Raw genomic sequence first — 15,033 nt, forward strand, 5'->3', positions numbered from 1 at the left:
TCGGCCCGCGCTTTTCACAAATGCGCGGGGGTTATCGGAATTCGCGTCCGGATGTCATGCGCTTCGCGCCATCGACCGCGGCCCGCGCCCGCTTCAAAGCCGGGCGGACTTGCGCCGGCCTCGCCCGCCATCCGCCGCTTGATACGCGCACCGCGGCTGCGCCAGCCGCACTGCATTCAGCCGATCGCCCGACGGCAGCGCCTTACCGATCGCCAAGAAAATGCTCCACCGCGAAATTGAACGCCTCGGGGTCCTGCAGCATCGCGAAATGGCTCGTGTCCGGCAGGATCTGCAGGCCCGCGCCCGGAATCGTCGCGGCGAGGTACTCGGTATGCGCGCGCTTGATCGCCTCGTCGCGATCGCCGTCCATCACGAGCACCGGCGTGCGGATCGCCTTGAGCTGCGCGTCGCTCCAGTTCGGCTGCGACGCCCACATGCGGCCGATCTGCTCGACGAAGGCGTCGTATTCCTTCGGCGTCGGCGACAGGCGGCGGTATTCGTCGCCGCCGCGCCGGATGAAGGCGGCGAAGGTCGGGTTCTTCTCGACGTCGGGGATCACGCCGTCGGTCCGCGTGTTCGCCGCGAACGCCACCACCTTGCCGACGCGCTCGGGGTGGCGGATCGCCATGTCGATGCCGATGATCGCGCCGTCGCTCCAGCCGACGATGTCGGCCCGGCGCAGGTTCAGCACATCCATCAGCGCGACCACGTCGTCCGTCATCAGGTCATAGCCGAACGGCTGCGCATCGCGCGAGCTGCGGCCGTGGCCTCGGCTGTCGACGACGATCACCTGGTGATGCTTCATCAGCGACCGGACCTGATGACCGAAGTAATCGGAATTCGACAGGCCGCCATGCAGGAGGATCACCGGCGAGCCGCGGCCGATCGTCGCGTAGTAGAGATGGATGCCGTTCACGTCGGCGCGGCCGTGCTGCGCGCCGGCGACGGGCGCCGGCGTGGGCGGCAGCGTCTGCCAGCGCGGCGCGGCGGCCTGGGCGTGGGAGAAAGCGAGGGCGGCGGCGACGCCGAGGATCAATCGCTGCATGCGCAGCCGGCTGCGAGACGAGTGGGTTGACATGGCGGGGACGTTCGCGCGCGACAAGGGAAGCGCCATTATAGGAGCGGATTCCGGGCGCCCGTCGGCGCGCGCCGGGCGCGACGCAGGCGGCTGCGCCGCGATATCCGTCCGATGCAGGCTCGCCGCGGGCCGCGCCGATCGAAGCCGCTCGTCCCGCGACCACGCGGGTCGGGACGGCGGACGCGCCGACATCAGCGCACGGACGGCGAAGCGGCCAGCAAGCTGCGCAGGAACACCATGATCATATGGCCGATGGGCACCTCGGAGAGCATCGAGCGCTGCAATGCGAGGCCCTGGGAGAGCCCCATGAAGGCGGCGGCCAAGACGGCCGGCGGCTCGGGCGGCACTTTCCCCAGCCGGGCGAAGATCTGCGCGATGCAATGGGCAAGACCGTCGCGATGGGCATCCAGCAAGGCCTGCGACGTCTCGGCGAACACCGGGCTGCGCGCCCCCTGCAACTTGAACTCAACGCCCAGCACGGACCACTCGGGCTCGGCGTCGAGCTTCTGCGCCCACGCCTCCAGCGCGTCCAGGATGTCGTCCGCCGACGCGGACGGATCGCTCAAGATCCGGGCGATGTCGGTCACCTGCGTCCTGGAGCGCTCGTGCATCAGCGCCACGAACAGCGCTTCCTTGCTCGCGAAATTCGAATAGAAAGCGCCCTGCGTATAGCCGGCCTCGGCCGCGATGTCCCTGAGGGAGGTTGCGCCGAAGCCGCGCTCCACAAACAGCCGCTTCGCCGCCGCGAGCAGCTGCGTCCGGGTCTGCAATCGACTTTCTTCGCGGCTCAGCCGCGGGGGGGTGGCCGCCGTGTTCATGACGCGAAGGATATCAGTTGATATTTAAAATTCAACTGGCTATTATTACGTTTTCATTCACATATCACTTGATATATGCACAAATGCGGAGGCCGGGCCGGCGGGTTTCGGCCCGGGACGCGTCGATGTTCCTGGGTTGTCCATCGCCCCGTGCTCCGTTGCCGAAGCGCGCAGGGGTTGACCACGGGTCCATCAGGTCGACGCCTCCTCGGGGTCTCCACAAAGCCATATCTTAGTTATGCGAATCATGGCGATTTGCATGCGGATACGGAGCAGAAAAGCAGAAGATGAGCGCGAACAAGACTTATGTGCAGCTCGTGGTCGAGCTGGCCGAACTTGATGAGGAAATCGAGCGCACGCGCGCACGCGAACGCATCGATGCGATCGCGACCGTTCACGCGCTGATGGACGCCTACGCGATCAAACATCGCGACCTCGTCGGTCGAAACGGCCGCCGCGGCGCGTACGCCGTGAAAGCGCTGCCGGCGCGCTACCGCGACCCGACGAGCGGACAGGAGTGGTGCGGCCGCGGCAACGTGCCCCGGTGGATTCGGGGCAAGGACCGTCGCCAGTTCGTGATCGCCGATGTTGCGGCGAGCCGGAAGAAGACCAAGACGAATTGACGCGGCGTCATCCGGGCGCGTCCCGCGCGGGACCGCGGCCGGCAAGCACGCGGCGGCATGCCTGAGCGCGCACCGGTCGGTATCGACGCGAGACGCTCATTGGCCGGCGCATGCATCGTGTATTGCATCTGGCCGCCGCGCGCGATCGCGGCGACCCGGGCGCACGACGACGCGTCGACGTCCCCGCGATGCATCACGCCGCGAAATCGAGAAAAAATCGTACGGCACGACGACGCAAGGCGGCCAGTTCGCCAACGGCACGGTATTCAGCTACCGCACGGGCCAGCCTTGAATCGGGCGGACGATCCGGTGCGAGTCGCGCCGCATGAAGCCGCGTCACGGCGCGGCCCTTCGCTGTCCGCCGCCCCCTCGCGCGCCCCGCCCAGGATGTGTCGCGACGAGCGCCGGCCGCGTGCCTCCCCCGCCGCCGCGCGCCGATCCCGGCCGCCCGGCAACGGCTCTCGATCACATCCCCGTGGCGCGCTCAACGGACGCGACAGATCCGCCACAGCCGCATCGCCGCGCCGATGCGATCGGCGACCTTCGTCACGATCGCCTCGGCCGGGATCGCGTTCGCGTCGTCGCGCATCATATCGGCCTCGGTACATGACGACGCCTGGCGGGTAGCCCGACCGCCTCGGCCAATCCGTTGCCCCCGCATCGCGACCTCGACCGTGCGCTTCGCGGCCCTCGGCATGCATACGGCCGCGCGCCCGGCAACAGCGCCCACGCCGCGCCCCTCGTCCCGCTACCCATTCTGGTAGCTTGCCCCGCCCTCGCCCGCCATGATTTGCTGCCCCCTTTCATCACGAAAGGCTTGCGCACGACATGAGAGGAGATCGCATGAAACCGCTGCGATGGATGCGGGCCGCGCTGAGCCTGACCATCGCGGCCGGGATGCCGGCCGTCGCCACGGCCCAGATCGTGGATCGCGGCACCTTGCCGGGCGGGACCAGCTGCTCGGCCGCCGGCGTGAACAGCCGCGGCACCTCGATCGGACTCTGCACGGGCAGCCACGCATCGGGCGGCCATGCCGTCGGCGTCTATCAACTGCTCGGCGACAGCGCACCGACGCCGCTGCCGGTGCTGGCGGCCGGCAAGGGATGCCGGCCGGTCGCCCTCAGCGACATGGGCGCCACCGATTTCGCGGCAGGCAGCTGCGAGGATGCGGCGGGCGATACGCGGGCGGTCCGCTGGACGGCGAACGGGCAAGGCCGCTTCGCCACCGGCCCGCAGATCCTGATGCCGCTGCAGGGCCTGATCGGGCTCGGCGCGGATCTCAGCGCATCGGTCGCCGCGATCAACCGATACGGCGTGGTGGCGGGCGACAGCATCGCCGTCACGGGCCGTCACCGCGCCGTCGTCTGGCTCGCGGGCTCGGTTGCGGCGGTCCCGTTGCCCGAGCCCCCCGTATCGATTGTCTCGTCGATCAGCGGCTGTTCCGCGACGGCGATCAACCATGCCGTGCTGCCCAAGGTCGTCGGCACGTGCCAGGTGACGAACGGCATCGACGTGGCGGACATCGCGCTGCGCTGGACCACGGGCGCGGTGGGCGCCCTGAGCGCCGCCGTGCTGGGCGACATCGGCGGCAACCACTGCGGCGCGGTCGACGTCAACCTCGGCGGCGACGCGGTGGGGTCGTGCGCGGACGCGGACGGCGACGCGACGGCGATCCTGTGGGCGGCGAACACCCTCGATCCGTTCATCATCGTGGCGGCCGATCAGAGCATGGCGGCCGGCATCAACGACAACGGCGCCGTCGCCGGCAGCTACATCACGGACGACGGCTATCTCCACGCCTATGTCGGGATGCCGCTGCGCACGCCCGCGCTCACCGACGTCGGAACCCTGCCGGGCGGCCACCATTGCGGCGCGGTCGGGCTCGACGCCGCCGGCAACGCCGCCGTCGCCTGCGACACGGGCACGCTTCAATCCACGGCGGCGCTCTACAGCCCGTCTCGCGGGCTGGCGCCGCTCGGCACGCTGGGCGGCCCGTCCAGCGGCCCCGCGGGCATCGCCCTCGGCGGGACGGTGGTGGGCAATTCGACGACCGCGGGCGGCTATGGCCACGCCTTCATCCTGGGGCCGGCCTCCGCCATCGCGGCCCGCGGGCCGGTCGGCGCGCGAACCGTGCCCGTGGGAGGGTCGGCCGCGCGCAAGAGCCGGCGCGCCGGCCCGTCGAGCGCCGCGTCCGCCCAGGACAATCCGATGTGCGCGGCCTGGGTGGCCAACGGCTTCGCCGCCAGTGCGTTCTACACCGAGAAGCAGAAGCGGGACTATTGCCCGATCGCGAGCGGCCTGGGACGCGCGCACGCCGCGCCGCCCGTGTCGGCGAAGGACGATTCGCGATGCGCGGCGTGGATCGCCAACGGGTTTCTCAATAACGCGTATTACTCGGATGCGCCCAAGCGGAAGTATTGCCCGGCTTCGGCAGGCTGACGCCGCACGGCGGCGCGCGGCATGGCGTCGCAGAGCGAGGACCTCGATGCACCGGGTTGAATCGAAGGCCTGCGTCCGGCCCGGCTTCGGCCGGATCCCCGCCGGCAGGATGACCGGAAATTCCAGTTACTTCGAAAGCCGGATCATTTTTGCATCCGCGCGACTGTCACGGCGGCGTCACGTCGCCGCCTGTGTGTCACGATCATGTGCGCCGCCTGCGCCCGGCTTCGGGGCGCGGCGGCTGGCGAACGACGCCGCCCGGCGCGATTTGCCTCGCGCCGACTCATCGGTTACCGGATCGAGTCCGGCACATTAATCTCCGATGTCAATTCAAACACTGGACATACGACACGCGGCGCACTGCATCGATGTCACACGATGTCGAGACTTAAATTCGATATATCGCGCATTTTCACTCCGATCCTGAATCCGCCCCGCCCCCCTGAACGCCCGCCGCAAAAGCCTCACCCATGCACGCCCGCACATTCAATCGCGCTGATTGGCATCATTTTCGTCAACCCAATAAACAAATATTAATATGCCGACGTCGTTCGGATTGATCTTCGCAATTACACAAATCAAAAATCCGTAGCGCTCCTGAAAGCGTTGCTATATATTTGCTCGGCATCGCAAAGCCAGCCGCTATTGATACTGAAGAATCCCGGATTTCAAGCAAAAAAACAAAACAAACCGCGCGCTCGACAGCGGATTTCCACGAGGGCAATACGGAATGCATCAGCAGCGAAGCCGCGACCGCTCGTTCGGTGGTCGCCACGTCATGCCTGCACGCTCGCTTCGGTTCTCCGGCGACGCGCGCCATTGCCCCCGTCTTTCGACGCCCTCTTCCAGCGGCGTCACCCCTCTTCCGGACGCGCGCGGTCAGCGCAGGGTCGGTACGGTCCGGACGCACGTTTAGCACTACCCGGGCGCCGCTGCGGCGGGCGCTGCGTCGATCTCGCGTCCGCCTCCGGGCCGGCGCTTGCGGTTCGGCCTTCCCGCGCGGGCGCCTGATCGGCATCGTTTCGCATTCGGCAAGTCTGTTCGAGTCAGCAGTCCTACCTACCATCCTGGAGTGACGCCATGACCAATCCTTTCGATGAGACCGACGGAACCTTCCTCGTCCTGCTGAACGACGAGCATCAGCATTCGCTGTGGCCGCAATTCGTCCAGGTGCCTGCCGGCTGGACGGCGCACTTCGGACCGGACACGCGCCAGGCGTGCCTGGATTACATCGAGCGCTCGTGGGTCGACATGCGGCCCAGGAGCCTGATCGAGGCCATGACGTCGAGCGCGGCCGAGCCGCTCGCCGTCCCGCAGCGACCATGACGCAGCCCGCCTGCTGATCCACTCGTGACGCCGCGCCCGGCGTGGCGCCATCCATGTCTATCCGGTGATGCGCTTCCTGCGCAGGGAAGCGTTCGCCCGTTTGCCGGCGGCTGCGGCGCAATCTCGCCGGCGAGAGCAGGAGCTTTCATGACGTTCGTCTCTTTCGCGCACTGGCATCTGTGGTTCCAGAACCTGCTGGACGATTCCGGCGCGGCACGCGCCGAGCTCGACCTGCCGGACCGCACGCCCGACAGCGATGAGTCGACCCGCCAGATCGCCCACTGGCGCGCCGCGCTCGACGGCTTGCCCGACCGCATCACCTTGCCGGCGGACCGCACGCCCGCGCCGCACGCGCAACCGTCGCCGCGCGGCGACCGCGTCCGCGTTCCGCTCGACCGCACGCTCCACGCGCGCCTCGCGGCGCTCGCGGACGCCGCCGGCGTGCGCCTGTTCACGGTGCTGCATGCGGGGCTCGCCGGTTTGCTGACGCGGCTCGGCGCGGGCGACGACCTGCCGCTCGGCACGCTGGTCGGCGGCGACCTCGGCGCGGATGCGCAAGCGGGCCGACCCGGCAACGTGTTGCTGCTGCGCACGAACACCGCCGGCAATCCGAGCTTCCTGCAATTGCTCGCGCGTGCGCGGCACATCGGCCTCGCGGCCGACGCGCATCGCGACATCCCGTTCGCGCAGTTGGTGGACGCGCTGTACCCCGGCCGCTCGCTCAGGCGGCAGCCGCTGTTCCAGGTGCTGCTGAGCGTGCGGCGCGATGCGCCGGACGACAGTGCGACGCCCGACGACGCGCCCGCCGCCTGCGATCTGCATGTCGACTTTGTCGACGAACGCGACGCCGACGGCGCGCCGCTCGGCCTGACCGGCGCCATCGATTTCGCGCTCGACCGGTTCGATCCCGACACCGTGCAGGCGCTCGCGCAACGCTTCGCGAGCCTGCTGGAACAGGTTGCGCGCGCACCCGACCTGCCGCTCGACGCGATCGAGATGCTGCAGCCCGGCGAACGCCGCATGCTGCTGGAGGATTGGAGCTCGGCCGCGCGGCCGCTGTCCGAGGCGACGCTGCCCGCGTGCTTCGACGCGCAGGTCGCGCGCGCGCCCGACGCCGTCGCGGCGGTCTTCGAGAACGATGCGCTGACCTACGCCGAACTCGATGCGCGGGCCAACCGGCTCGCGCATCATCTGCGCGGGCTCGGCGTCGGCCCGGACGTGCCGGTCGGCGTCTGCCTGCCGCGCTCGCTCGATCTGGTGGTCGGACTGCTCGCCGTGCTCAAGGCCGGCGGCGCCTACGTGCCGCTCGACCCCGCGTATCCGGCGGCGCGCCTCGCCTATATCGTCGACGACGCCAAGGCCCCCATCCTCCTGACCCGCGCCGCGCTGGCGGAAGGCCTGCCGCCGCATCAGGCGCGACTCGTCCGGATCGACGCCGACGACGACGCAGCGGCGATCGCCGCCCAACCCGCCCACCCGCCGCGTCCCGGCCTGCATGTCTCGCATCTCGCCTACCTCATCTACACCTCGGGCTCCACCGGCAGGCCGAAAGGCGTCGCGGTCTCGCACCGCGGCGTCGCCCACCTGCACGCGAGCCAGGTGGCGCACCTCGCCCTGACGCCGCAGTCCCGCGTGCTGCAGTTCGCCTCGGCCAGCTTCGATGCGGCGTTCTGGGAACTGTCGATGAGCCTCCTGTCGGGCGCGCGCCTCGTGCTCGCGCCCGCCGACCGCCTGCTCGGCGACGACCTGACCGCGCTCGTCGCGCACCACGGCATCACGCATGCGACGCTGCCGCCCACCGTCCTCGAGACCCTGCCCATCGGTGCGCTGCCTGCCGGCATGCACGTCGTGGTCGCGGGAGAAGCGTGCTCGCCGGCGCTCGCGGAGCGCTGGTCCGCGCGGGTGACGCTGCGCAACGCCTACGGCCCGACCGAGGCGACCGTCTGCGCGACGATCAGCGCGCCGTTGCGAGGCTCGGGCCGGCCGCCGATCGGCCGGCCGCTCTTCAACGCGCAGGTATTCGTCCTCGACGACGCCCTGCGTCCGGTTCCGCCCGGCGTGCCCGGCGAACTGTATCTCGCGGGCCCCGGCCTCGCACGCGGCTACCGGGGGCGGCCGGCGCTCACCGCCGAGCGTTTCGTCGCGAATCCGTTCGCGGCGGGCGAGCGCCTCTATCGCACGGGCGACCGGGTGTGCTGGCAACGCGACGGACAACTCGCCTATCTCGGCCGGATCGACCAGCAAGTGAAGCTGCGCGGCTTTCGCATCGAGCCGGGCGAGATCGAAGCGGTATTGCAGGATCAGCCCGATGTCGCGCAAGCCTGCGCGGTGGTCCGCGACGATACGCTCGGGCACCGCCAGCTGGTCGCCTACGTGGTGCGCGGCCGCGACACGAACGCCGCGCCGCGCGATGCCGGGCGCGAAGTGGACCGCGTCGAGGCATGGCGAGCGCTGTACGACCGGGTCTACGACGCGAACCGGCAAGCCGATGCTGCGGCAGCCGATGCTGCGGCAGCCGATGCTGCGGCGGTCGATGCTGTGGCGGTCGACGCTGTGGCGGTCGATACCGCCCCGGCCGATCCGACCGAGGACTTCCGCGGCTGGAACAGCAGCTACGACGACCGGCCGATCGCGCTCGACGCGATGCGCGAATGGCGCGCGGCGATCGTGCAGCGCATCCTGGCGACGCGCCCGGCCCGGCTCCTCGAGATCGGCGCGGGTTCCGGCCTGATTCTGTGGGAAGTCGCGCCGCACTGCGACGCGTACTGGGCGACGGATCTGTCGCGGCCGGCCGTCGACGCGCTGCGCGACCGGCTCGACCAGCACGCCGGGCTGCGCGATCGCGTCACGCTGCGCGCCCAGCCCGCGCACGACATCGACGGCCTGCCGGCCGGCTATTTCGACACGATCGTGTTGAACTCGGTGGTCCAGTATTTCCCGAACGCGCAGTATCTGGTCGACGTGATCCGCCGGATGCTCACGCTGCTGGCGCCCGGCGGCCGGCTGGTGCTCGGCGATCTGCGCCATCTGCCGCTGCTGCGCTGCTTCCACAGCGCGATCGCACTGCGCCGCGCGAGCCGCGACGCCGGCGTCGCCGGCCTGCAGCGCACGATCGCCCAGACGATGCAGGCCGAACGCGAACTGCTGCTCGATCCGCGCTTTTTCACGGTATTGCAGCGGCAGCTCGACGACATCGCGCACATCGACATCCAGCTCAAACGCGGTCGCGCGCACAACGAGCTGACGCGCTACCGCTATGACGTGGTGCTGACCCGGCAGCCCGCCCGCGATGCCGCGCTGGACCCGCCGCGCCTGGCCTGGGGCGGGGACCTCGTCGACCTGGCTTCGTTGCGCGCGCACCTGACCGGGCAGCGCCCGCCGGCGCTGCGCCTGACCGGCCTGCCCAACGCGCGTCTCGACAGCGAATGGGGCGCGTCGCAGGCGCTGCAGCAAGGCGCGGGCGACGACGCCCGGCAGCGGCTCGCCGGCGACGCAACGCCCGGCCTCGATCCGGAAGCGCTGCACGTCTTGGGCGAATCGCTCGGCTATCGCGTCGCCTGCGGGTGGTCCGGCGACGGCGACGCGCTGTTCGACGTCGTGCTGGTCGCCGGCGACGCCTCGCCCGTCATCGACCCGCCGACGGCCGCCGACGGCGCGACGCCGGCGACCTACGCGAACAACCCGGCCGCCGGCGACGACAATCGTGCGCTGATTCTCACCTTGCGCCGCCGGCTGGCGAGCCGGCTGCCGAACTACATGGTGCCCGCGGCAATCGTCGTGCTCGACGCGCTGCCGCTGACCGCGAACGGCAAGCTCGATCGCGGCGCGCTGCCCGCGCCGGACTTCGGCGCGCTCGACGTGCGCGAACCGGGCACGCCGCAGGAAACGCTGCTCGCGCAACTGTTCGCGGACGTACTGGGACTCGACCGCGTCGGCATCGACGACAATTTCTTCGAGCGCGGCGGCGACAGCATCATCGCGATCCAGCTGGTCAGCCATGCGCGGCAAGCCGGCTTGCGCCTAACGGTGCGACAGCTGTTCCAGCACCCGAGCGTCGCCGCGCTCGCGGGAGTCGCCGCGACCGATGCGTCCGCGGCCGCCCCGGCCGCCGTCGACGTCGGCACGGGGGAAGTGCGGCTCACGCCGGTCGTGCACCTGATCCGCGAGCGCGGCGGCCCGATCGCGCATTTCAACCAGACGCTGCTGCTGCAGGTTCCCGCCGGGCTGGACGAGGCGCGGCTGCATGCCGCGCTGGGCGCGCTGCTCGACCATCACGACGTGCTCAGGATGACGCTCGCGCGCGACCCCGCGCACGACGACTGGCGCCTGACGATCGGGCCCGCAGGCTGCGTGCCCGCCGCACGCTGCCTGCGCCGCGTCCCGCTGCCGCGCGGCGCGGCCGAGCGGCAGCGCGTCGTCGCCGACGAGACGCGCGCGGCCAAGCAGCGGCTGGACCCCGAATCCGGCGTGATGCTGCAGGCCGTCTGGTTCGACGACGGGGCCCGGGACGCGGGCCGGCTGCTGCTGTCGGTGCATCACCTGGCGGTCGACGGCGTATCGTGGCGCATCCTGCTCACGGACCTCGAACAGGCGGCGCGCGGTCACGCGCTGCCGCCGCGCGGCACGACGTTCCGGCGTTGGGCCGAGCTGCTCGACGCCCATGCGCGCGAGCCGGCGCGGATGAGCGAGCTGGCGTTCTGGAAGCGCATGCAGCAGGCGCCGGACCCGCTGTGGTCGCGCCGCGCGCTCGACGCCCGGCGCGACCTGAACGGCGGCGCGCGCACGCTCACCCTCACGCTGCCCGCCGACGTCACCCAGGCGCTGCTCACGCGCGTGCCCAAGCTGTTCCGCGCCCAGATCAACGACGTGCTGCTGTGCGGCTTCGCGCTCGCGCTCGCCGGCTGGCGCGCGCGCCGCGGCGACGCCGAACCGGGCGCGGTGCGCATCGATCTCGAAGGGCATGGCCGCGAGGAAATCGACGCGCACGCCGACATCAGCCGCACGATCGGCTGGTTCACGAGCGTGTTCCCGCTGAGCCTGGACCTGCGCGGGCTCGATCTCGACGCCGCGTTGCAAGGCAGCGCGACGACCGGGCGCGCGCTCAAGCGCATCAAGGAGCAGCTGCGCGCGGTTCCGGACCACGGCATCGGCTTCGGCCTGCTGCGCTACCTGAACCCCGTCACGGCGGCCGAGCTGGCCGCGGATCCCGTGCCGCAGATCGCGTTCAACTATCTGGGGCGGTTCGCCGCGCCGCGCGCCGGCGACTGGCAGATCGCCCCGGAAACCGGCCGCCTCGATACGGCGGAGCACCCCGAAACGCCGCTCGGCGAAGACGCCGATCCGGATCTTCCGCTCGGCCACGGCATCGAGCTGAATGCGCTGACCTACGACCGCGACGGCGGACCGGAACTGCACGCGGCCTGGACCTGGGCGCCGGCGCTGTACGACGAGCAGGACCTCACTGATCTCGCGGCAGGCTGGTTCGCCGCGCTCGGCGCGCTGGCCGCGCACGCGGCCCAGCCGGATGCGGGCGGACTCACGCCGTCCGACCTGCCGCTCGTCGCGCTGACCCAGGCGCAGATCGATGCGCTGGAGGCTGGCCAGCCGGCCGTCGACGACGTGTGGCCGCTCGCGCCGCTGCAGGAAGGCCTGCTGTTTCATGCGCTCTACGATGACAGCGCGGTCGATCCGTATTTCTTCCAGATCGTCGCCGGCCTCGACGGGCCGCTCGACGCCGCGCTGCTGAAGGCGTCGATCGAGGCGCTGCTGCAGCGCCATCCGAACCTGCGCGCCGCGTTCCTGCACCAGGGCCTCGACCGGCCGGTGCAGCTGCTCGGCCGCGACGTCGCGCTGCCGTGGCGCGAGACGGATCTGGCCGGTCTCGCACCGGCGCTGCGCGACGCGCGGCTCGCGCAGCTGCTCGCGGACGATCGCGCGCAACGCTTCGACCCCGCCCGTCCACCGCTGATCCGCGCGACGCTGATCCGCCTCGCCGACGAACGGCATCAGCTCGTGCTCAACGCGCACCACATCCTGCTCGACGGCTGGTCGGGACCGCTGCTGCTGCGCGACCTGTTCGCGCTCTATCGCGCGGGCGCCGCGCCGGACGCGCTGCCGCGCCCGACGCCGTATCGCGACTATCTGCGCTGGCTGCACGCCAAGCCCGTCGAGGCGGCGCGCGAGGCCTGGCAGCAGGCCTTCGCCGGCCTGCGTCAGGGCACGCTGCTCGCGCCCGAGCATTCGGCCCGGCTCACGGCCCAGCCGCGCGATCTTCACGTCGCGCTGCCGGCGGACGCCACGCGCGCACTGGTCGCGCAGGCGCGACGGCTCGGGATCACGGTGAACACGATGCTGCAGGCCGCCTGGGGCCTGCTGCTCGCGCGTCGCACCGGCGAGCGCGACGTCGTGTTCGGCATCACCGTGTCGGGACGATCGCCCGAGCTGGGCGGCGCCGAGGATATCGTCGGCCTGCTGACCAACACGATTCCGCTGCGCATGCGGATCGACCCCGGCGCGCCGCTCGATGCCCTGCTCGCCGCCTTGCAGGACCGGCAGGCCGCGCTGATCGAGCATCAGCATCCGGGGCTTGCGGAGATCCAGCGGCTGGCCGGCGTGGGCACGCTGTTCGACACCCTCGTCAACTTCGAGAACTATCCGCTCGCCGACGGCAGCCTCGATCGCAGCGGCGATCCGTTGCGCGTCGCGTCGTGCCGCATCGAGGGCGGCGACACCACCCACTATCCACTCAGCATTTCCGGCAGCCTCGGCGAGACGCTCAAGCTGCGCTTCGCGTATCGCGCCGAGGTGTTCCCGCGCGCGAGCGTCGACGATCTCGCCGCGCGGCTGTTGATCGGCCTGCGCGCGCTGGCCGACGATCCCGCGCAGCGCGCGGGCCAGGTCGAACTGCTGCTGCCGCACGAACGCCGGCAGTTGCTGCTGGAATGGAATGCGACCCGGCAGCCCACCCCCGACGCGAGCCTCGTTCAGCTGGTCGAGCAGCAGGCCGCGCGCACGCCGGACGCGATTGCCGTGGTCGCCGACACCGGCTCGCTCAGCCATGCGCAGCTGAACGCGCGGGCCAATGCGCTCGCGCATCGGCTCATCGGGATGGGCGTCGCGGCCGAGGCCCGGGTCGCGCTGTGGATGGAGCGCGGTCCGGACTGGATCGTCGCGATGCTGGCGGTGCTGAAAGCGGGCGGCGCCTATGTCCCGCTCGATCCGGCCTATCCCGAGGCGCGCTTGCGCTGGATGCTCGAACAGTCGGGCGCGCGCTGGTTGCTGTGCGATCGCGATGCGCCCGATGGGCTGACCGACGCCATGTCCGGCACGCTGCGGATCGATCAGGTCGAGACCGGACCTGACGCGCCTGCGGCCGGCAATCCCGGCCGGGCCGTCGATCCGCGAATGCTTGCGTATGTGATGTACACGTCCGGCTCCACCGGCACGCCGAAAGGAATCGGCGTCACGCAGGCGAACGTGCGCGACCTCGCTCTCGACCGCCGCTGGCGCGACGGCGCGCAGCGGCGCGTGCTGCTGCACTCGCCCCAGGTCTTCGACGCTTCGACCTACGAAATCTGGGCGCCGCTCCTCAATGGCGGGCAGATCGTCGTCGCACCGCCCGGCAAGACCGACATCGCCGTCCTCGCCGAGCTCGTCCGGCAGCGGGAAATCTCCGCGCTGTTCGTCACCACCGCGCTGTTCCGTCTGCTCGTCGAGGAACATCACGCGAGCCTCGCCCACCTCCGCACCCTCTGGAGCGGCGGCGAAGCCGCTTCGCCCCATCTCTTCCAGAGTCTGATCGATCGCTACCCCCGGCTCGACGTCGTGCATGTCTACGGGCCGACCGAGACCACCACCTTCGCCACCTGTCACCCGATGCGCGCGCCGCTGCAACTCGGCGACAGCGTGCCGATCGGCGCGCCGATGGACAATACCCGCGCCTACGTGCTCGATGCGGCGCTGCAGCCCGTGCCCGTCGGCGTGCCCGGCGAGCTTTATCTCGCCGGGTCCGGGCTCGCGCGCGGGTATCTCCATCGTCCGGGCCTCACCGCCGAACGCTTCGTCGCCAATCCCTTCACGCCCGGCGAACGCATGTATCGCACCGGCGATCGCGTGCGGTGGCTCGACGGCGGCGTGCTCGACTATCTCGGCCGCACCGATCATCAGGTCAAGCTGCGCGGCTTTCGCATCGAACTCGGCGAGATCGAAGCCGCGCTGCTCTCCCAGCCCGAGGTCGCGCAGGCCTGCGTCGTCGTGCGCGAGGATCATCCCGGCCAGCAGCAGCTCGTCGGCTATGCGGTGCCCGCCGTGGGCCGCGCACTGTCCGCGCCCGCGTTGCGCAGGACGCTCGGCGCGCACCTGCCCGAATACATGGTGCCCGCCGCGATCGTCGTGCTCGACATCCTGCCGCTCACGCCCAACGGCAAGCTCGACCGCAAGGCCCTACCCGCCCCCGACTTCACCTCCGTCAGCCAGCGCGAGCCGCGCACGCCGCAGGAACACCTGCTTGCCACGCTGTTCGCCGAGGTGCTCGGCCTCGAACGCATCGGCATCGACGACTCGTTCTTCGATCTCGGCGGCGATTCCTTGCTCGCCACCCGTCTCGTGAGCCGCATCCGCTCCGCCCTGACGGTCGAACTGACCATCCGGGCGCTGTTCGAGGCGCCGACCGTCGCCCGCCTGATCCATGAGCTGGCCAGCGCTCCCAAGGCGCGGCTGGCGCTTCGACCGATGCCCCGTCCTCTCTAGG

At 70.7% G+C, this 15,033-nt stretch carries 7 protein-coding genes; 4 read left to right on the forward strand and 3 right to left on the reverse strand.

The window, feature by feature from the left end:
- Positions 1 to 202 precede the first annotated feature (202 nt).
- Together Bsp3421_RS02270 and Bsp3421_RS02275 are read right to left on the reverse strand one after the other, a co-directional pair.
- Entirely contained in the window at positions 203 to 1,045 is an 843-nt protein-coding gene (locus Bsp3421_RS02270; RefSeq protein WP_273995664.1) for an alpha/beta fold hydrolase, read from the reverse strand.
- Between the two features lie 224 nt (positions 1,046 to 1,269).
- On the reverse strand, positions 1,270 to 1,896 hold the full coding sequence (locus tag Bsp3421_RS02275; protein WP_273995642.1) for a TetR/AcrR family transcriptional regulator: 627 nt from the start codon (positions 1,894 to 1,896) through the stop codon (positions 1,270 to 1,272).
- 287 nt (positions 1,897 to 2,183) lie between these two features.
- On the opposite strand from Bsp3421_RS02275, the gene Bsp3421_RS02280 reads away from it, so the two are divergent.
- On the forward strand, positions 2,184 to 2,519 hold the full coding sequence (locus Bsp3421_RS02280; RefSeq protein WP_273995644.1) for an H-NS histone family protein: 336 nt from the start codon (positions 2,184 to 2,186) through the stop codon (positions 2,517 to 2,519).
- Positions 2,520 to 3,362: 843 nt separating this feature from the next.
- Positions 3,363 to 4,958: a hypothetical protein gene (locus Bsp3421_RS02285; RefSeq protein ID WP_273995162.1), complete on the forward strand. Its 1,596-nt coding sequence runs from the start codon at positions 3,363 to 3,365 to the stop codon at positions 4,956 to 4,958.
- Positions 4,959 to 5,472: 514 nt separating this feature from the next.
- Here Bsp3421_RS02285 and Bsp3421_RS02290 read toward each other — a convergent pair.
- A complete protein-coding gene (locus Bsp3421_RS02290; protein WP_273995163.1) occupies positions 5,473 to 5,733 on the reverse strand; it encodes a hypothetical protein in 261 nt (86 codons plus the stop codon).
- 305 nt (positions 5,734 to 6,038) lie between these two features.
- Between Bsp3421_RS02290 and Bsp3421_RS02295 the strand changes: the two genes are divergently transcribed.
- Positions 6,039 to 6,284 carry an MbtH family protein gene (locus tag Bsp3421_RS02295; protein WP_273995164.1) on the forward strand — a complete coding sequence of 82 codons (246 nt, stop codon included), beginning with the start codon at positions 6,039 to 6,041 and terminating at the stop codon, positions 6,282 to 6,284.
- Positions 6,285 to 6,431: 147 nt separating this feature from the next.
- The gene (locus Bsp3421_RS02300; RefSeq protein WP_273995166.1) at positions 6,432 to 15,032 is read left to right on the forward strand and encodes a non-ribosomal peptide synthetase; all 8,601 of its coding nucleotides are present in this window, start codon (positions 6,432 to 6,434) and stop codon (positions 15,030 to 15,032) included.
- Position 15,033: the final 1 nt, after the last annotated feature.

Source organism: Burkholderia sp. FERM BP-3421, from assembly GCF_028657905.1.
Classification (GTDB): Bacteria; Pseudomonadota; Gammaproteobacteria; order Burkholderiales; family Burkholderiaceae; genus Burkholderia.

Bases quoted from the DNA above. Each gene is read 5' to 3' on its own strand.
- Bsp3421_RS02270 (WP_273995664.1), bottom strand. From the start codon at position 1,045: ATGCAGCGATTGATCCTCGGCGTCGCCGCCGCCCTCGCTTTCTCCCAC.
- Bsp3421_RS02275 (WP_273995642.1), bottom strand. From the start codon at position 1,896: ATGAACACGGCGGCCACCCCCCCGCGGCTGAGCCGCGAAGAAAGTCGA.
- Bsp3421_RS02280 (WP_273995644.1), top strand. From the start codon at position 2,184: ATGAGCGCGAACAAGACTTATGTGCAGCTCGTGGTCGAGCTGGCCGAA.
- Bsp3421_RS02285 (WP_273995162.1), top strand. From the start codon at position 3,363: ATGAAACCGCTGCGATGGATGCGGGCCGCGCTGAGCCTGACCATCGCG.
- Bsp3421_RS02295 (WP_273995164.1), top strand. From the start codon at position 6,039: ATGACCAATCCTTTCGATGAGACCGACGGAACCTTCCTCGTCCTGCTG.
- Bsp3421_RS02300 (WP_273995166.1), top strand. From the start codon at position 6,432: ATGACGTTCGTCTCTTTCGCGCACTGGCATCTGTGGTTCCAGAACCTG.